Here is an 18,499-nt window from a genome sequence, read left to right on the forward strand (position 1 = left end):
TTACTTGTTCTCCTCGGTACGGGCGGGGGCGGCGGACAGCGCGGTGTCGGAGCCGCCGAGCAGCAGGTAGAGCACGGCCATGCGGATGGAGACGCCGTTGGCGACCTGCTCGACGACCGTGCAGCGGTCGGAGTCGGCGACCTCGGCGGTGATCTCCATGCCGCGGACCATCGGGCCGGGGTGCATGACGATGGCGTGTTCGGGCATCTTCGCCATCCGCTCGCCGTCCAGGCCGTAGCGGCGGGAGTACTCGCGCTCGGTCGGGAAGTACGCGGCGTTCATCCGTTCACGCTGCACACGCAGCATCATCACCGCATCGGACTTCGCCAGCACGTTGTCGAGGCTGTAGCTGACGTTGCAGGGCCACTTCTCGACGCCCACGGGGACCAGGGTGGGCGGGGCCACCAGGGTGACGTGCGCGCCGAGTGTGGTGAGCAGGTGGACGTTGGAGCGGGCGACGCGGCTGTGCAGGATGTCGCCGACGATCGTGATGCGGCGGCCTTCCAGGTCGCGGCCGAGCCCGGAGTCGGCGCCGACGAGCCGGCGGCGCATCGTGAAGGCGTCCAGCAGTGCCTGGGTGGGGTGCTCGTGGGTGCCGTCCCCGGCGTTGACCACGGCTCCGTCGATCCAGCCGGAGGTGGCGAGCCGGTAGGGGGCGCCGGAGGCTCCGTGCCGGATGACGACGGCGTCGGCGCCCATCGCCTCCAGGGTCAGCGCGGTGTCCTTCAGGGACTCGCCCTTGGAGACGGAGGATCCCTTGGCGGAGAAGTTGATGACGTCGGCGGACAGCCGCTTGGCGGCCGCCTCGAAGGAGATACGGGTCCGGGTCGAGTCCTCGAAGAAGAGGTTGACGACGGTACGGCCGCGCAGGGTGGGGAGCTTCTTGATCGGCCGGTCCGCGACCCGGGCCATCTCCTCGGCGGTGTCGAGGATCAGGACGGCGTCGTCGCGGGTGAGGTCGGCGGCCGAGATGAGGTGACGCTTCATCTGGGGTTCTCCGGGTTGCTGGAGGGGGTTTCAGGCATGCGGGCGCGCGGAAAGCAGCCGTACGTCCCCGAAAGGCCGTACGGGAGGGCTCGGGCTACCGCGCGTCCGTGGGGGTGGCCTGCTTGACGCCCAGCAGCACGGCGTCGCGGCCGTCCTCCTCGGCGAGCTGGACCTTGACCGTCTCCCGCAGCGACGTGGGGAGGTTCTTGCCGACGTAGTCCGCGCGGATCGGGAGTTCCCGGTGGCCGCGGTCGACGAGGACCGCGAGCTGCACCGCGCGCGGGCGGCCGATGTCGCCGAGCGCGTCGAGGGCGGCGCGGATCGTGCGGCCGGAGAAGAGCACGTCGTCGACCAGGACGACCAGGCTGCCCTCGATCCCCTCACCGGGGATGTCGGTACGGGCCAGGGCGCGCGCCGGGCGCATCCGCAGGTCGTCGCGGTACATGGTGATGTCGAGCGATCCGACCGGCGTCTTCCGGCCGGTGATCTCCTGGAGTTTCTCGGCGAGCCGACGGGCGAGGAAGACGCCCCGGGTCGGGATGCCGAGCAGCACCACGTCGTCGGCGCCCTTGGCGCGTTCGACGATCTCGTGGGCGATACGGGTCAGAACACGGGCGATGTCGGGGGCCTCGAGAACGGGGCGCGCCGCGTTGCCTGTGTGGTCGTGCTGTGCGTCCATAAGAAACGGACCTCCTTCTCCGCCTCACGGGACGGATCGTTAAAGGACGTCGAAATTGCGTCATCCACGCTACCAGGGCTTGCGCTCGGCCCTGGCCCCGCCCCCGGGAGGTGCCGGTCCGGACCATTCGGCTTGACGCATCCAAGTAACGCTGCGTAACCTCACAGTGAGTTACCAGCCACGCGGCGGAGCCGCACACTGTTCCAGCGTCCGGGGAGCCATATGTCCAGCGAATACGCAAAACAGCTCGGGGCCAAACTCCGTGCCATCCGCACCCAGCAGGGCCTTTCCCTCCACGGCGTGGAGGAGAAGTCCCAGGGTCGCTGGAAGGCCGTCGTGGTCGGTTCGTACGAGCGCGGCGACCGTGCCGTGACCGTGCAGCGCCTCGCCGAGCTGGCGGATTTCTACGGGGTCCCCGTGCAGGAGCTGCTGCCCGGTACGACGCCGGGCGGGGCCGCCGAGCCGCCGCCGAAGCTCGTCCTGGACCTGGAGCGCCTCGCCCACGTCCCGCCGGAGAAGGCCGGTCCGCTGCAGCGCTACGCGGCGACCATCCAGAGCCAGCGCGGTGACTACAACGGCAAGGTGCTCTCGATCCGCCAGGACGACCTGCGCACGCTCGCCGTGATCTACGACCAGTCGCCGTCCGTGCTCACGGAGCAACTCATCAGCTGGGGCGTGCTGGACGCGGACGCGCGTCGCGCGGTCTCCCACGACGAGGGCTGAGCGAGCGGGGCGGGACCCCACAGCAGAAACGTGCCGCCGGGCGGGCGGGGACCTCCGGGTCCCCGCCCGCCCGGCGTTGCTGTGCCCGCGCTCGCGCGCCCCGGGTCCCTTCGGATCCGGCCGGCTCCCGGGTACGACGAAGGGCCCGCGGTCGTCCGACCGCGGGCCCTTCGTGGTGTGTGCGACCGAACCGTCGCGGCCGGGGGCTACTGCTCCCGGCGGAGGTTCGGCTTCAGGTCCTTGAAACGGGCCAGCATGCCGTTCACGAAGGACGGGGAGTCATCGGTGGAGAACTCCTTGGCGAGCTGGACGGCCTCGTCGATCACCACGGCGTCCGGGGTCTCGTCCATCCAGATCAGCTCGTACGCACCGAGCCGCAGGATGCTCCGGTCGACGACCGGCATGCGGTCGATCTCCCAGTCCACGGCGTAGGTGACGATGAGGTCGTCGATCCGGTCCGCGTACTGCGCGTACCCCTCGACGAGCTCCATCGTGAACTCACCGACCGGCGGCTGACGGTCGTCGGTCCGCGAGAGCCGAACCCAGTCCGCGAGCACGCTCTGCACGGACTCACCGCGCTGGTCGGCCTCGAAGAGGATCTGGAAGGCGCGCTTGCGGGCCTTGTTCCGGGCAGCCACGGTTAGCTGTTCACCCGGCCGAGGTAGTCGCCCGAACGGGTGTCGACCTTGATCTTCTCGCCGGTGCTGATGAAGAGCGGCACGCCGATCTCGTAACCGGTCTCCAGCGTGGCGGGCTTGGTGCCGCCGGTGGAGCGGTCGCCCTGGACGCCCGGGTCGGTGTGCTGGATCGTCAGCTCGACCGCGGCGGGCAGCTCGACGTAGAGCACCTCGCCCTCGTGCTGGGCGACGGAGGCGGTGAAGCCCTCGATCAGGAAGTTGGCGGCGTCGCCGACGGCCTTGCGGTCGACCATGAGCTGGTCGTAGGTGTCCATGTCCATGAAGACGAAGTACTCGCCGTCCATGTACGAGAACTGCATGTCGCGGCGGTCAATGGTGGCCGTCTCGACCTTCACGCCGGCGTTGAACGTCTTGTCGACGACCTTGCCGGAGAGCACGTTCTTGAGCTTGGTGCGCACGAAGGCGGGGCCCTTGCCGGGCTTGACGTGCTGGAACTCGACGACGGACCAGAGCTGGCCTCCGTCGAGCTTGAGCACCAGGCCGTTCTTGAGGTCGTTCGTGGAAGCCACGGTTGCGGAATCTCCTGGACTGAAGCTGGTGGAACGACCGAGGATGCGCGCTAGAGCGCGAGCAGCTCCTTGGTCGTCATGGTGAGTAGCTCGGGTCCGCCGTCCGCCTCGGGGCGCACGACGAGCGTGTCATCGATCCGGACACCGCCCCGGCCCGGGAGGTGGACCCCCGGTTCGACGGTGACCGGCACACAAGCGTCCAGTTTACCCATGGCTGTCGGTGCCAGTTGCGGGTCCTCCTCGATTTCGAGGCCCACACCGTGCCCGGTCCTCGGCTGAAGACCCTCTCCATGCCCCGCCGACTCCAGCGGATGACGGGCCGCACGGTCCACGTCCCGATAGGCGGCCCCCGGCGCCAGGGCTTCCCGGCCGGCCCGCTGAGCGGCGAAAACGAGGTCGTAGAGCTCGATCTGCCACTCGGCGGGGGCGGTGCCGATGACGAAGGTCCGGCCGATCTCGCAGCGGTAGCCGTGATAGCTCGCCCCGAGGCGGACGGAGAGGAAATCCCCCTCCTCCACCCTGCGGTCCGAGGGCCGGTGCCGCCCCTGACCGGAGTTGGGGCCGGTGCCCACGGAGGTGGCGAAGGCGGGGCCGTCCGCCCCGTGGTCGACCAGGCGGCGCTCCAGTTCGAGCGCGAGATGCCGCTCGGTGCGGCCGACCAGGATCGATTCGAGGAGTTCGCCGAGGGCCTGGTCGGTGATCTCGGCGGCGATCCGGAGGCAGCCGATCTCCTCCTCGTCCTTGACGATCCGCTGCTGCTCCACCGTGAAGCCCAGATCGGCCAGCCGGAGGCGCGGGGCGGCCTTCCCCATGGCACGGTGCCGGGCCACGGTCAGATCGTGCTCCTCGACGGCGAGCGAATCCGCGCCCGCCGAGGCCGCGAGGCCCGCGGCGGCGACCACCGGGTCCCCGTCCGGGACGGGCAGGAGGTCGATCCGGAGCGCCTCGTCGGGCCGCCCGTGGGCGGGTTCACCGGTCGGGGCGCGGGGGCAGAGCAGAACGTCCTCGCCGGGGCCGAGCAGCAGCACGGCGCCGGGCGGCGCTCCGCCCGCGAGATAGCGGACGTTGGCGGGGCGGGAGACCAGGGCGGCCGCGGAGCCCGCGGCGGCGCACCGGTCGCGGAGCAGCCCGCGTCGGACGGCGTGCACCTCTGACATGGTTCGAGCGTACGAGCGGGGGCGGCGGCCCGCCCGGCCAGCGCACCCGACCGGGGGGCCGGGCGCCGGTGCGCCGGGGCGCCGCGCGGCCGGCCGCCGTCGGGGTCTCCCGGCCTTGCGGGCCTTCCGGCGGCTACCAGGCGGGCGGGCTCGCGATGGAGCGGGCCAGTACGTCGTCCAGGACGCGGGCGGTGGTCTCGACGTCGTACGTGGAGTTGTCGATGATCGGGAGGCCGGAGCCGTACCAGCCGGCCATCCGGCCGTGGATGCGGGCGACCTCCTCGTCGGAGAGCCTGCGGTTGCCGCTGCGGGCGGCGTTGCGCTCCAGGACGATCTCCAGGCCGGGCAGCAGGACCACGGGCAGCAGGCCGGGGCCCACGTGGCGCTTCCAGCCGCCGAGGCCGACGACCGGGCGGTCGGGGAAGACGGCGTCGTCGAGGATGCAGGAGATGCCGTTGGCGAGGAAGTTGCGGGCGGCGAAGCCGCAGGTGCGGCGGGCCAGGCGGTACTGGGCCTCGGAGTGGTCGTTCCAGCCGGCCTGCGGATCGGCGAAGCCGGAGCGGACCCATTCGCGGACGTCGTCGAGGGAGACGTGGGCGGTGGGCACCCGGCGGCGGGCCGCCCAGAGCTTGGCGACGGTGGTCTTGCCCGCCCCGGCCGGGCCGATGAGCAGCACGGCGAGCGTGGCGCCGCCGGTGCCGGAGCCCGCGGGGGGTGCGGGCAGCGGAACGGGGCCGCCCGGGGGCAGCTGGACGTGCCCGGTGTGCCCGGTGACCTGCCCGGCGGGCGGCGGCGTGGGTCCTGTGCCGCTCCAGCCCTGCTGCGGGGCCTGCCCGGGGGCGGGAGGCTGCTGGGGCCGGCCCTGGGCCGGAGGGGGCGGGGCCTGACCGGGAGCCGGGGGCGGCGGGGCCTGTCCGGGCGGCGGGGATATCGGGGGCGGGCCGGGGTGGCCGGCGTGCTGGGCCTGGTACGGCCGGCCGACGTGCCCGATACCGGGTCCGTGGGGCGGCGGCAGCGGGGCCCCCACTGCGTGCTGCATCCGGTGCCACTCCGTCTCGTAACTGCAACTGACGCTGATGGGACGGCCACCGTACCCTCCCGGGCCGTCTCGGGGTGAACGGCCCGGGAGGGTGCGACGTGCCCGTCGGCCGCGTGGAGGACGGACGGGAATCGCGTGGTGTCAGTCCGTCAGTTCGTCGGCCAGGGCGCGCAGGGCGAGCCGGTAGGAACCGATGCCGAACCCCGCCACCGTGCCCGTGGCCACCGCGGCGACCACGGACGTGTGCCGGAACTCCTCGCGGGTGTACGGGTTGGAGATGTGCACCTCGATCAGCGGGGCGGTGCGCTGGGCGGCCGCGTCCCGCATGCCGTAGGAGTAGTGCGTGAAGGCGCCCGGGTTGAGAATGACCGGAATCGATCCGTCCGCCGCCTCGTGGAGCCAGCGGATCAGCTGGCCCTCGTCGTTGGTCTCCCGCACCTCGACGTCGAAGCCGAGCTCCTTGCCGAGGGTCGTGCAGGCGTCGACGAGTCCGGCGTAGGAGGTGGCCCCGTAGACGTCGGGCTCGCGCGAGCCGAGCCGTCCGAGGTTGGGGCCGTTCAGGACGAAGACCCTCCGGGTCACGCGGAGACCTCCCCGTAGGCGGCGAGCAGCACGGCCGGGTCGGGGCCCTCCAGGACGGTGGGCTTGCCGATGCCGTCCAGGACGATGAAGCGCAGCAGGTCGCCCCGCGACTTCTTGTCGACCTTCATGTTCTCCAGCAGCTTGGGCCACTGGTCGCCGCGGTAGGCGAGCGGCAGGCCCACCGACGCGAGGACGCTGCGGTGCCGGTCGGCGGTGGCGTCGTCGAGGCGTCCGGCGAGCCGGCCCAGCTCGGCGGCGAAGACCATGCCGATGGAGACGGCCGCGCCGTGGCGCCACTTGTAGCGCTCGTTCTTCTCGATGGCGTGGGCCAGGGTGTGACCGTAGTTGAGGATCTCGCGGAGTCCGGACTCCTTGAGGTCGCTGGAGACGACCTCGGCCTTGACCCGGATGGAGCGCTCGATCAGCTCGGCGGTGTGCGGCCCGGCCGGGGTGCGCGCACCCTCGGGGTCGGCCTCGACCAGGTCGAGGATGACCGGGTCGGCGATGAACCCGGCCTTGATGATCTCGGCCATGCCGGAGACGTAGTCGTTGACCGGCAGCGAGTCCAGCGCGGCGAGGTCGCAGAGGACCCCGGCGGGCGGGTGGAAGGCGCCGACGAGGTTCTTGCCCTCGGCCGTGTTGATGCCGGTCTTGCCGCCGACGGCGGCGTCCACCATGCCGAGCACGGTGGTCGGGACCGCGATCCAGCGCACCCCGCGCAGCCAGGTGGCCGCGACGAACCCGGCGACGTCCGTGGTGGCGCCGCCCCCGATGCCGACGATGACGTCGGTGCGGGTGAAGCCGGTCTGGCCGAGCGCCTTCCAGCAGTAGGCGGCGACCTCGACGGTCTTGGCCTCCTCCGCGTTCGGCAGCTGGATCGCGATGGCCTCGTACCCCTGGTCGGCGAGGTCCTGCCGGACCGCCTCACCGGTCTCGGCGAGCGCCTCCGGGTGCAGTACGGCGACGCGCCGGGCGCGGTCGCCGATCAGCTGGGGCAGCTCGCCCAGGAGCTGGTGGCCGACGAGGACCTCGTACGGGTCGGAGCCCGCGGAGCCTGCGACCTGGATGCGGGTGGGTCCCTGCTGCGTCATGCCGGTGTTCTCCACGCCGGGGGCGGCTGGGCCCTCCGGCAGTTCCAGTGCGTCGATGATCGCCTGGGCGACCTCTTCGGGGGTGTGCTCGTCGGTGGCGACGACGGTGCGGGCGACCTCTTCGTAGAGGTGACGGCGGGCGTCCATCAGCTCGCGCCACTGCCGGCGCGGGTTGACCGCGAGCAGCGGGCGGGCGGCGCCGAGACCGACGCGGCGGACGGCCTCGTCCACGTCCATGGAGAGGTAGGCGACCGGACGGCCCGCCAGCAGCTCCCTGGTCGCCGCGTCCAGGACGGCCCCGCCGCCGAGGGAGAGGACGCCCGTGTGCCCGGCGACGGCCGCCTCGACGGCCCGGCGCTCCAGGGCACGGAAGTGCTCCTCGCCCTCGTCGTAGAAGATCTCCGCGATCGGCTTGCCCGCAGCGGCGACGACGTCCGCGTCGGTGTCCCGGTAGGTGGTGCCGAGCCGGGCGGCGAGCAGCTCGCCGACGGTGGACTTGCCGACGCCCATGGGGCCGACGAGGACGACCAGGGGGCCGCTCATCGGATCTGGAGGTGGTCGAGGTACGACTGGACGTTGCGGTGGGTCTCGGGGACGCTGTCGCCGCCGAACTTCTCCGCGACCGCGTCGGCCAGGACGAGGGCGACCATGGCCTCCGCGACGATGCCCGCGGCCGGGACGGCGCAGACGTCGGAGCGCTGGTGGTGGGCCTTGGTGGCTTCGCCGGTGACGACGTCCACGGTGGCCAGGGCGCGCGGCACGGTCGCGATGGGCTTCATCGCGGCGCGGACGCGCAGCAGCTCACCGGTGGTGAGCCCGCCCTCGGTGCCGCCGGAACGCCCGGAGGTGCGCTTGATGCCGTCCTCGGTGGCGACGATCTCGTCGTGCGCCTTCGAACCGGGGACCCGGGCCAACTCGAAGCCGTCGCCGACCTCGACGCCCTTGATGGCCTGGATGCCCATGAGCGCGGCGGCGAGCCGGGCGTCCAGGCGCCGGTCCCAGTGCACGTGCGAGCCGAGCCCGACGGGCACGCCGTACGCCAGCACCTCGACGACCCCGCCGAGGGTGTCGCCGTCCTTGTGGGCCTGGTCGATCTCGGCCACCATCGCCTTGGACGCGTCGGCGTCCAGGCAGCGGACCGGGTCGGCGTCCAGCTTCTCCACGTCGGCGGGGACCGGGTAGATCCCGTACGGCGCCTTGGCGGCGGCCAGCTCGACGACATGGCTGACGATCTCGATGCCCGCGGTCTCCTTGAGGTAGGAGCGGGCGACGGCCCCGAGGGCGACGCGCGCGGCGGTCTCCCGGGCGCTGGCGCGCTCCAGGACCGGCCGGGCCTCGTCGAAGCCGTACTTCTGCATCCCCGCGAGGTCGGCGTGGCCGGGCCGGGGGCGGGTCAGCGGCGCGTTGCGGGCGAGCTGGGACAGCTCCTCGGGGTCGACCGGGTCGGCCGACATGACCTGCTCCCACTTGGGCCACTCGGTGTTGCCGACCATGACGGCGACCGGGGAGCCCATGGTGAGGCCGTGGCGTACGCCGCCGAGGAAGGTGACCTCGTCCTTCTCGAACTTCATCCGCGCGCCGCGGCCGTAACCGAGCCGTCGCCGGGCCAGCGCCTCCGCCACCATCTCCGTGGTGATCGGGACGCCGGCGGGAAGGCCCTCCAGCGTCGCCACCAGTGCGGGGCCGTGCGACTCCCCCGCGGTCAGCCAGCGCAACCTGCTCAACGGTGCTCCTCATGCTCGCGCCTGAAATCCAACGGCGCCACCGGGTGCGCGGCCCTGGCCCGCCGCCTTTGATCCTCCCACGACCGGGGGGACGATCCGGCCGCCGGTCCAGCAGACGGACGGGCGGCGCCGGCCGGCGGCCCCGTCAGCGGGCCGCGAGCGCGGCTTCCCCGGCCTGCCGCATGGCGGCCAGCGGCGCCGGGACCCGGCCGGTCATCTGCTCGACCTGGAGCAGGGCCTGGTGCACGAGGAGGTCGAGTCCGCCGACGACCGCACCGCCGCGCGCCGACCAGGCTGCGGCGAGCGCGGTGGGCCACGGCTCGTACAGCACGTCGAAGAGGATGCCGGGGGTGCCCGGCACGGAACCGGCCAGGGCGTCGGTGGCGCCCGCCGGGGTGGTGGCGATGACCAGCGGCGCGCCCAGGGCCGCCGCCGCGTCCGCCCAGTCGGCGATCAGGACGTCGACGCCGAGCCGCTCCCCCCAGGCCCGCATCTCGGCCGCGCGCTCGGGGCGGCGCACATAGGCGGTGACCGGGCCCGCGCAGACCGCGGCGAGCGCGGCGAGCGCGGAGGAGGCCGTGGCTCCGGCGCCGAGGACGGCGGCGGAGTCGACCTTGTCGATCCCGCGCTCCCGCAGGGCCGCGATCATGCCGGGGATGTCGGTGTTGTCACCGACCCGTCGGCCGTCCTCGGTGAACACGACCGTGTTGACGGCCTCCACCGATGCGGCCGTCGCGCTGATCTCGTCGAGCAGCGGGATGATCGCCCGCTTGAGCGGCATGGTCAGCGACAGCCCGGCCCAGGAGGCGTCAAGCCCCGCGACGAAGCCCGGCAACGCCGCCTCGTCGACCTCGAACCGGTCGTAGGACCAGTCGTCGAGGCCCAGCTCTGCGTACGCGGCGCGGTGCAGGACTGGGGAGAGGGAGTGGGCGATGGGCGAACCGAGGACGGCGGCCCGGCGGCGAATATCAGCCAAGTCCCTGCTGCTCCTTGAACTTGTCGTTCAGCTTCTCGTGCTCCTCGACGGTCTTCGTGAAGTCGGTCTTCTTGCCGTCGAGCGAGATGAAGAACATCCAGCCGTTCGTGGTCGGGTTGAGCGACGCCTTGATGGCATCCATGCCCGGGTTGCTGATCGGCCCCGGCGGGAGGCCCTCGTGGTAATAGGTGTTGTACGGATCCGGGTTGGTCCGGATCTCCTTGGAGCTGATCTTGATCTTGCTCTGGTTGTTGAGGTAATTGAACGCCGAGTCGAATTCGAGCTTGCGGTTGGTGATGATGTTGTCGGGTTCGAGGCGGTTGTAGACGACTTCAGCCATCTTGCGGAAGTCGTCGTGCGTGAGGCCCTCCGCCTGCACCAGGCTCGCCACCGTGAGCACCTGCCACGGCCCGTCGAGGTTGTACTTCTTGGCCGTGGCCTTGAAGTCGATGTTCTCGTACTCCTTGTTGGCCCGCGCGACCATCCGCTTCAGCGCGTCCTCGGGCTTCGATCCCTTGGAGACCGGATAGGCGGCCGGGTACAGGAAGCCCTCCAGCGGGTCCTTCACATCCGGATTGTCGTCCACCCAGTCGGGCAGCCCGAAGGACTCCGCCTTGGTCTTGGCGATCTTCGCCGTGGTGCCCTTCTCCAGTTCCAGCCGCTCGTCGATCTTCGCGTAGACCGCGACGTTGCGGGTGCCCTCGGGGATCACGAAAGCGTTCTGGCTCTTGGGGTCGAGCATCAGCTCGATCGCGCTGGCGGCGGACATCTCCTCCTTCAGGAGGTAGACGCCGGCCTGGAGCAGCTTGCCCTTGGGGTTGTCGTTCTGCGCGGCGACGAAGGCGTCGGAGGACTTGATGACGCCCTTCTTGCGCAGGATGTTGGCGATGTCGTAGCCGAGCGACCCTTCGGGGATCTCCACCTCGACCTGGCCGGTTCCCTCCCCCGCGTAGTCGGCCGGGGCGCCGAACTGCTTCTTCCAGAAGGTGTAACCGACGTAACTGACGCCGCCGAGGCCGCCGATCAGGACGACGGAGACCACCAGGCAGGCAACTCCGCTGCGGCTCTTCTTCTTGCCCTTGCCGCCCCGGCGGTCGCTGCCGCCCCGGTCGCGGCGCGAGGCACGCGATCCGTCGTCGTCCGGGTCATCGTCGTCGTCGCGAGGCTCGCGGCCGGCCGGTTCGTCCGCACCGGTGAAGAAGGGGTGCGTCTCTTCCTGCGGCTCGTCCGGGTCCCAGTCCGTCGACGGCTGCTGTTGTTGCTGCTGCTGCTGTTCGGCTGCGGCGTCGCGGCGGCCCGGAGGCTGCGGCGGAGGGTAGGCCTCAGGGGTGCCGTAGTAGTCCTGCGATGCGTCGTAGCCACCGGGCTGCTGGGCGTACGGGTCCTGGGGCTCGCCCCCGTACGGCATCGCGGCCTGCTGCCCGGTGTCCCAGCCGCCGTTGTACTGCGGCTGGGAACCCGGCTGCTGGGCGTACGGGTCCTGCTGGGGCGTGCCGTACTGCTGGTGGTTCTGCTGCTGGTGGCTCTGGCGTTGCTGGGCGTACGGGTCCTGCTGAGGCGTGCCGTACTGCTGGGGGTTCTGCTGCTGGTGGCTCTGCTGCTGACCGTACTGCTGATGCTGGTCGTACGGCTGCTGCTGCGGGTACTGCTGATGGTTCTGGTGCTGCTGGGCGTACGGGTCCTGCGGATAGGACTGCTGCTGGTCGCCGTACTGGCCCTGGCCGTGGGCGGCCTGCTGGCCTCCCCATCCCTGGTCCCCGTACAAGGGGTCCTCGGGATGCCACGGTTCGGAGCCGGGGCCCCGGCCATACTCAGTCATCGATCCCCTAGAGCCGCGAGACGACGTTCCGTCTCTTCGCTTCGCTGTGCGGTGTTTGTTCGAACACCGCCGCATCGCGCGGAACGTTACCGTATCGCGATCAGACAACCACTTCGACGCCCTCACCCGGGGGATTGCCTGACGCCCGTTCGGACTCCAGAGCGTTCTGAAGGATCACCACAGCGGCAGCTTGGTCGATGACAGACCGGCCCTTCTTGGACTTCACGCCCGAGGCGCGCATCCCCTGAGCCGCCGTCACTGTGGTCATCCTCTCGTCCACCAGCCGCACCGGAACAGGTGCGATCGAGCGGGCGAACACCTGGGCGAACTCCCGGACCTTGACGGCCGCCGGTCCCTCGCCGCCGCCGAGGGAGCGCGGCAGGCCGAGGACGACCTCGATCGGCTCGTACTCCTCGACGAGTTGGCGGAGCCGCCGGTGGGCGGCCGGGACGTCACGTCCCGGCACGGTCTCCACCGGCGTGGCCAGGATCCCGTCGGGGTCGCACGAGGCGACCCCGATCCGGGCGTCCCCGACGTCGACGGCGAGCCGCCGGCCTCGGCGCATCTGCGTCATCGCGCTCGTCACGCCGTCTCGGTGACGAGGCGTTCGACCGCGGCGACGGCGTCGCCGATGGCGGCCGGGTTCGTGCCGCCGCCCTGGGCGACGTCCGGCTTGCCGCCGCCACCGCCGCCGAGGGTCTTGGCGGCGGTGCGCACGAGGTCACCGGCCTTGAGACCGCGCTCGCGGGCGGCCTCGTTGGTGGCGATGACGGTGAGCGGGCGGCCGTTGGCCGTGGTGAACAGGGCCACGACGGCCGGCCGGCCGCCCTGGATGCGTCCGCGCACATCGAGGACCAGCTTGCGCAGGTCGTCGGCGGAGGTGCCGTCGGGGACCTGGCCGGTGACCAGGGCGACGCCTCGGACGTCCTTGGCGGACTCGACGAGTCCGGCGGCGGCCTGAAGGACCTTCTCCGCGCGGAACTTCTCGATCTCCTTCTCGGCGTCCTTGAGCTTGCCGAGCATGCCCGCGATCTTCTCGGGAAGCTCCTCGGGACGGCCCTTGACCAGCTCCTGGAGCTGGGCGACGACCGTGTGCTCCCTGGCGAGGAAGTTGTACGCGTCCACGCCGACGAGGGCCTCGATACGGCGCACGCCGGAGCCGATGGAGGACTCGCCGAGCAGCTTCACCAGACCCAGCTGGGCGGTGTTGTGGACGTGCGTGCCGCCGCACAGCTCCTTGGAGAAGTCGCCGATGGTGACGACCCGGACCCGCTCGCCGTACTTCTCGCCGAACTCGGCGATGGCGCCCTGCTTCTTGGCCTCGTCGATGGACATGACCTCGGCCTGGACGTCGAGTTCCCGCGAGAGGACCTCGTTGATCCGCTGCTCGACGTCGGTGAGGACCGTGCCGGGGACGGCGGCGGGCGAACCGAAGTCGAAGCGGAAGCGGCCGGGCGAGTTCTCCGAGCCGGCCTGGGCGGCCGTCGGGCCGAGAGCGTCGCGCAGCGCCTGGTGCGTGAGGTGCGTGGCGCTGTGGGCGCGGGCGATGGCGCGGCGACGGGTGTTGTCGATGGAGGCGAAGACGGGGGCCCCGACCGTCACCTCGCCGACCTGGACGACGCCCTTGTGCACATGGACGCCGGGGACCGGCTTCTGGACGTCGCGGATCTCGATCACGGCGCCGGTGTCGAGCCGGATGCGGCCGGTGTCGGCGAGCTGGCCGCCGCCCTCCGCGTAGAAGGGGGTGCGGTCGAGGACGACCTCGACCTCGTCACCCTCGGTGGCAGCGGGCGAGGGCACGCCGTCGACCAGCAGGCCGACGATGGTGGACTCGCCGGCGGTGGAGGTGTAGCCGGTGAACTCCGTGGCGCCGGAGTTGTCGGCGACCTCGCGGTAGGCGGACAGGTCGGCGTGACCGGTCTTCTTGGCGCGGGCGTCGGCCTTGGCCTTGTCGCGCTGCTCCTGCATGAGGCGGCGGAACCCGTCCTCGTCCACGGAGAGCCCCTGCTCGGCGGCCATCTCCAGGGTGAGGTCGATCGGGAAGCCCCAGGTGTCGTGGAGCAGGAACGCCTTGTCGCCGGCGAGGACCTGGCCGCCGGCGGCCTTGGTCTCGGTGACGGCGGTCTCCAGGATGTTGGTGCCGCCCTTGAGGGCCTTGAGGAAGGCGGCTTCCTCGGCGAGCGCGACCGTCTCGATGCGCTTGCGGTCGGTGATCAGCTCCGGGTACTGGAGGCCCATCGTGTCGATCACGACGTCGACCAGGTCCTTCACGACCGAGCCGGTGGCGCCCATGAGGCGCATGTTGCGGATGGCGCGGCGCATGATGCGGCGCAGCACGTAGCCGCGGCCCTCGTTGCCGGGGGTGACGCCGTCGCCGATGAGCATCACCGACGTACGGATGTGGTCGGCGACGACGCGGAGCGAGACGTCCGTTCCCTGCTCGGCGCCGTAGCGGACGCCGGTCAGCTCGGTGGCCCTGTCCATGACGACGCGCAGGGTGTCGGTCTCGTACATGTTCTGTACGCCCTGCAGGATCATGGCGAGGCGTTCGAGGCCGAGACCGGTGTCGATGTTCTTCGACGGCAGGTCCCCGAGGATCGGGAAGTCCTCCTTGCCGTCGCCGGCGCCGCGCTCGTACTGCATGAAGACCAGGTTCCAGATCTCCACGTAGCGCTCGTCGTTGACGGCCGGGCCGCCCTCGACGCCGAACTCGGGGCCGCGGTCGTAGTTGATCTCCGAGCACGGGCCGCAGGGTCCGGGGACGCCCATGGACCAGAAGTTGTCCTTCTTGCCCAGGCGCTGGATGCGCTCGGCGGGAACGCCGATCTTGTCGCGCCAGATCTGCTCGGCCTCGTCGTCGTCGAGGTAGACCGTGATCCAGAGCTTCTCGGGGTCGAGGCCGTAGCCGCCGTCCTCGACGGAGTTGGTCAGCGCCTCCCAGGCGAGCTGGATGGCGCCTTCCTTGAAGTAGTCCCCGAAGGAGAAGTTGCCGCACATCTGGAAGAAGGTGCCGTGGCGGGTGGTCTTGCCGACCTCTTCGATGTCCGGCGTACGGACGCACTTCTGCACGCTGGTGACGCGCGGCGCGGGCGGCTTGACCTCGCCGAGGAAGTACGGCTTGAAGGGGACCATGCCCGCGGGGACCAGCAGCAGAGTCGGGTCGTCCGCGATGAGCGACGCCGAAGGCACGGGGGTGTGACCGCGCTCCTCGAAGAAGCTCAGCCAGCGGCGGCGAATTTCAGCCGACTCCATCAGTGGTCCTCATTCCGGTTGTTCGAGTTGTAGGGGAGCTTGCGGTACGTGTGCGTGGTCGCGGGCGGTTCGGCCGCTTCGACGGCGAAGTGCCGCTGTACGGGAAGGTCGGGGTCGACCGGCGCTTCCAGGCCCAGGGCGCCGCCCAGTTCGGCTTCGCGCCGGACCATGCCCTCGCGTACGTCGAGGGCGAAGTCCTTGAGCTTGTGACCGGCCTCGATCGCCTTGTCCGCGGCCTGCGCCGCGAGGCTCTCGGGGGTCAGCTGCTTGAGCTTGCGGTTGACCTTGGTGGTGGCCCACACACCGGCGGCTGCGCCGGCGGTGAACCAGAACGTGCGGCGGAACATCGCTCGATCAGTCCTTCTGTCCGCGGGCATTTCGGCGTTCGCGCCTGCGTCCGCGCGCCGAGGGTACGGTCCGGCCGACGATCACCGTGCGGCGGGCGGAGCCTCGGCCCCGCGCCGGTTCCGGTTCGGGCTCGGGAGCGGTGCGGCGGCCGAGGGCCTGCCGTACGCCGTAGCCGAACGCGGCGACCTTGACGAGAGGGCCGCCGAAGGTGGAGGCGACGGTGGTGGAGAGCGCGGAGGCGTTGGAGGTGACCTCCTGGACGTCGCTCGCGATGGCGTCGACCTTGTCGAGCTGGGTCTGCGCGGAGCGCACCGTCGCCGATGCGTCGGCCAGCAGCGGAACGGCCTGGTCGGTCACGTCCGCCACGAGTTTGGTGGTCGCCCTGAGCGTCTGGGCGAGCCTCACCAGCACCACGGCGAGGAACGAGACCAGGATCGCCCAGAAGACGGCCACGAGGATCCCGGCCACCTCTCCACCGGACACTGTGCACCGCTCTCTGCTCGTCGATCGGACCCTGCCGGGTCCTGTCTCCGTCGGTCGCGTCCGGGCCTCGGCCCGCGCGCCCGATCGTCGTCGCACGAGCCTATCGCGCCGCGCATCTCCTCCCCTACCGCATTCTCCGCGGGCCGGGCGGGAGTTGCCATAACGAGATTGTACGGAGAGCTTTCAAGCCAGTACGCTCCGTGTTTTATGCGACGCCTGCAGGACCCCTGCCCGAATTCCGGCGATCCGGACGCCCGCCCCGCGGCGGCGCCCGGCAACCTCCCTGCCGAACTGAACCCCTTCCTGGGGCGCGAGAACGAACTGGCCGAGCTGGGCGGGCTGCTGGAGGAGTCCAGGCTCGTCACCGTCGCCGGAGTGGCGGGCGTGGGCAAGACCCGGTGCGTCATCCGGGTCGCCGCACTTCGGGAGAAACGGTACTGCGACGGGGTCCTGCTGGCCGAGCTGTCCGCCGTCCGCCATCCCGACCTGCTGGAACATGCCCTGATCGACGCGCTGGGGCTGACCGATCACACCAGCAGACCCCCGCGCGCCGTCCTCGTCGAACATCTCTCCGAGCGCCGGACGCTGCTGGTGATCGACGGCTTCGAGCACCTCGTCGATGCCTGCGCCGACCTCGTCACCGAGCTCCTGCGCCGGGCCCCGCGCCTCCAGGTGCTCGCGGCCGGCCGCTGCCCCCTCCGGGTGGACGGGGAACGGACGTTCCCGCTCGCCCCGATGTCCGACGGGGACGCCGTGGAGCTCTTCACCGAGCGGGCGCGCGGGGTGCGGCCGGGCTGGGAGCCGACGGCGGGTGAGCGGGCGGCCGTGCTGGAGCTCTGCCGCCGCCTCGACGGGATTCCGCTGGCCCTCGAGCTGGCGGCCGGGCGGCTGCGCGCGCTCTCGGTGGAGCAGGTGCTCCTGCGCCTGGACGACCGGTTCCGGCTGCTGACGGGCGGCCGTCGCGGCGCGCCGCCCCGCCATCAGACGCTGCGAACGGCGATCGGCTGGAGCCATGAGCTGTGCACGCCCGAGCAACGGCTGCTGTGGGCGCGGCTCTCGGTGTTCGCCGGGCAGTTCGACCTGGAGGCCGCCGAGTACATCTGCGGCGGGGCGGATCTGCCGGCCGACTCGGTGCTCGATGTGCTGGACGAGCTGCTCGCCCAGTCGGTGGTGGAGCGGGAGGACGGCCCGGCCGGCGCCCGCTACCGGCTGCTGGACACGGTCAGCGAGTACGGGGCGCAGTGGCTGGCGGCCGCCGGGGACGCCCCGCGGCTGCGGCGTCGGCACCGGGACTGGTTCCTGGGGCTCGCGACCTGGTGCGAGCTGGACTGGTTCAGTCCGCGCCAGGCGGAGGTGGCGGCGCGGATCGACAGCGAGCTGCCCAATCTGCGCCGAGCGATGGAGTGTTCGATGGAGAGCCCCGACGAGGTGCATCTGGCGCAGTACCTGGCGGGCACCCTGTGGTTCTACTGGGCCGGTTGCGGGCGGCTGTCCGAGGGGCGGCACTGGCTGGACCACGTCCTGGAGGAGCCGGCCCCGCACGATGCCGCACGGCTGAAGGTGCTGTGGGTGCTGGGCTATGTGGCCGTGCTGCAGGGCGACGCGGTCGGCGCGATCTCGGCGCTCCAGGAGTGCCGGGAGGAGGCCGAGCGCTCCGGGGACGCGACGGCACTGGCGTACGCGGTGCACCGCACGGGGTGCCTGGCGATCGTGACCGACGACATGCCGCGCGCCGAGGAGCTGCTCCGCGACGCGCTCGGCCGGTACCGCGAGGTCGGCGAGCTGAACAGCAATGTGCTGATGGCGCAGGTGGAGCTGGCCATGGCGGTGGCGTTCCTCGGCGATCTGGACGCGGCGGCGACGATCTGCGACGAGGTCCGGGAGATCTGCGAGGACCACGGGGAGCGGTGGGCGCTGGCGTACGCGCTGTACGTCCTGGCGTACGCGGCGCTGCGGCGGGGGCGGCCCGCCCGGGCGCGGCAGATGCTCGGGGAGTGCCTGACGATCGGCCGGACGTTCAACGATCTGCTGGGCACGGTGCTGTCGCTGGAGCTGCTGGCCCTGGTGACGGTGGTGGAGGGGGACGCCGGGGAGGCCGCCGTGCTCCAGGGAGCGGCGGAGGGCATCTGGCCGTCGGTGGGCCTGCAGCTGTTCGGCTCGGCGTTCTACGGGCGGCCCCGGGCGGAGTGCGAGGAGCAGGCGCGCCGGGAGCTGGGCAACGCGGCGTACGAGGAGGGGCTGCGGGCGGGCCGGCGGCTGGATCCGGGGGCCGCGGTCGACCGGGCCCTGGCCGGCGGCGGACCGGCCTCGGCGGCGGACGGGCCGGGAACGGGCGGGGCACCGACGGGCGGATCCGGGGGAACGCGAAGGCCCGCCGCCTCCCGGATGACAGGGAGGGGCGGGCCGGAGCGCTGGTGAGAGCGGCTACGCCT

17 protein-coding genes are annotated in these 18,499 nt (G+C 71.7%); 2 read left to right on the forward strand and 15 right to left on the reverse strand.

Going from position 1 to position 18,499, the window contains the following annotated elements:
- Together IE272_RS16890 and pyrR are read right to left on the reverse strand one after the other, a co-directional pair.
- Positions 1 to 987, reverse strand: coding sequence for an aspartate carbamoyltransferase catalytic subunit (locus IE272_RS16890; RefSeq protein WP_190007201.1), 987 nt, complete (start codon positions 985 to 987; stop codon positions 1 to 3).
- A 94-nt stretch (positions 988 to 1,081) separates the two neighbouring features.
- Complete coding sequence (pyrR, locus tag IE272_RS16895) at positions 1,082 to 1,666, reverse strand: bifunctional pyr operon transcriptional regulator/uracil phosphoribosyltransferase PyrR (RefSeq protein WP_007453231.1); 585 nt, start codon at positions 1,664 to 1,666, stop codon at positions 1,082 to 1,084.
- A gap of 222 nt (positions 1,667 to 1,888) precedes the next feature.
- Here pyrR and bldD point away from each other — a divergent pair, with 222 nt between their 5' ends.
- On the forward strand, positions 1,889 to 2,389 hold the full coding sequence (gene bldD / locus IE272_RS16900; protein WP_003970358.1) for a transcriptional regulator BldD: 501 nt from the start codon (positions 1,889 to 1,891) through the stop codon (positions 2,387 to 2,389).
- A 206-nt stretch (positions 2,390 to 2,595) separates the two neighbouring features.
- On the opposite strand, the gene nusB is transcribed toward bldD, so the two are convergent.
- The 13 genes from nusB to IE272_RS16965 all read right to left on the reverse strand — a co-directional run bounded on the left by nusB (position 2,596) and on the right by IE272_RS16965 (position 16,052).
- On the reverse strand, positions 2,596 to 3,027 hold the full coding sequence (gene nusB / locus IE272_RS16905) for a transcription antitermination factor NusB (protein ID WP_050359374.1): 432 nt from the start codon (positions 3,025 to 3,027) through the stop codon (positions 2,596 to 2,598).
- Positions 3,028 to 3,029: 2 nt separating this feature from the next.
- Positions 3,030 to 3,596, reverse strand: coding sequence for an elongation factor P (efp, locus tag IE272_RS16910; RefSeq protein ID WP_007453234.1), 567 nt, complete (start codon positions 3,594 to 3,596; stop codon positions 3,030 to 3,032).
- Positions 3,597 to 3,646: 50 nt separating this feature from the next.
- Positions 3,647 to 4,753 carry a M24 family metallopeptidase gene (locus tag IE272_RS16915; RefSeq protein ID WP_050359375.1) on the reverse strand — a complete coding sequence of 369 codons (1,107 nt, stop codon included), beginning with the start codon at positions 4,751 to 4,753 and terminating at the stop codon, positions 3,647 to 3,649.
- A gap of 133 nt (positions 4,754 to 4,886) precedes the next feature.
- Positions 4,887 to 5,792 carry a Pro-rich N-terminal domain-containing protein gene (locus tag IE272_RS16920; protein ID WP_050359376.1) on the reverse strand — a complete coding sequence of 302 codons (906 nt, stop codon included), beginning with the start codon at positions 5,790 to 5,792 and terminating at the stop codon, positions 4,887 to 4,889.
- Between the two features lie 141 nt (positions 5,793 to 5,933).
- The gene (locus tag IE272_RS16925; protein WP_047175698.1) at positions 5,934 to 6,374 is read right to left on the reverse strand and encodes a type II 3-dehydroquinate dehydratase; all 441 of its coding nucleotides are present in this window, start codon (positions 6,372 to 6,374) and stop codon (positions 5,934 to 5,936) included.
- The gene (gene aroB / locus IE272_RS16930) at positions 6,371 to 8,008 is read right to left on the reverse strand and encodes a 3-dehydroquinate synthase (protein WP_078961275.1); all 1,638 of its coding nucleotides are present in this window, start codon (positions 8,006 to 8,008) and stop codon (positions 6,371 to 6,373) included. The genes IE272_RS16925 and aroB overlap by 4 nt, the downstream gene beginning before the upstream one ends.
- The gene (aroC, locus tag IE272_RS16935) at positions 8,005 to 9,189 is read right to left on the reverse strand and encodes a chorismate synthase (protein ID WP_050359377.1); all 1,185 of its coding nucleotides are present in this window, start codon (positions 9,187 to 9,189) and stop codon (positions 8,005 to 8,007) included. Before aroC ends, aroB begins: the two co-directional genes overlap by 4 nt.
- Positions 9,190 to 9,334: 145 nt before the next feature.
- Positions 9,335 to 10,165 carry a shikimate dehydrogenase gene (locus IE272_RS16940; protein WP_190007202.1) on the reverse strand — a complete coding sequence of 277 codons (831 nt, stop codon included), beginning with the start codon at positions 10,163 to 10,165 and terminating at the stop codon, positions 9,335 to 9,337.
- Positions 10,158 to 11,984, reverse strand: coding sequence for an endolytic transglycosylase MltG (gene mltG, locus IE272_RS16945; protein ID WP_190007203.1), 1,827 nt, complete (start codon positions 11,982 to 11,984; stop codon positions 10,158 to 10,160). The genes IE272_RS16940 and mltG overlap by 8 nt, the downstream gene beginning before the upstream one ends.
- A 100-nt stretch (positions 11,985 to 12,084) precedes the next feature.
- The gene (gene ruvX, locus IE272_RS16950) at positions 12,085 to 12,558 is read right to left on the reverse strand and encodes a Holliday junction resolvase RuvX (RefSeq protein ID WP_178798498.1); all 474 of its coding nucleotides are present in this window, start codon (positions 12,556 to 12,558) and stop codon (positions 12,085 to 12,087) included.
- Between the two features lie 8 nt (positions 12,559 to 12,566).
- Positions 12,567 to 15,236 carry an alanine--tRNA ligase gene (alaS, locus tag IE272_RS16955; protein WP_073960310.1) on the reverse strand — a complete coding sequence of 890 codons (2,670 nt, stop codon included), beginning with the start codon at positions 15,234 to 15,236 and terminating at the stop codon, positions 12,567 to 12,569.
- A complete protein-coding gene (locus IE272_RS16960) occupies positions 15,236 to 15,583 on the reverse strand; it encodes a DUF6167 family protein (RefSeq protein ID WP_050359381.1) in 348 nt (115 codons plus the stop codon). Before IE272_RS16960 ends, alaS begins: the two co-directional genes overlap by 1 nt.
- A gap of 7 nt (positions 15,584 to 15,590) precedes the next feature.
- A complete protein-coding gene (locus IE272_RS16965) occupies positions 15,591 to 16,052 on the reverse strand; it encodes a DUF948 domain-containing protein (protein WP_007457957.1) in 462 nt (153 codons plus the stop codon).
- Positions 16,053 to 16,274: 222 nt separating this feature from the next.
- Here IE272_RS16965 and IE272_RS16970 point away from each other — a divergent pair, with 222 nt between their 5' ends.
- A complete protein-coding gene (locus tag IE272_RS16970) occupies positions 16,275 to 18,485 on the forward strand; it encodes an ATP-binding protein (RefSeq protein WP_190007204.1) in 2,211 nt (736 codons plus the stop codon).
- Positions 18,486 to 18,499 lie beyond the last annotated feature (14 nt).

Origin of the sequence: Streptomyces anulatus (genome assembly GCF_014650675.1) — a bacterium.
GTDB classification, from domain to species: domain Bacteria; phylum Actinomycetota; class Actinomycetes; order Streptomycetales; family Streptomycetaceae; genus Streptomyces; species Streptomyces anulatus.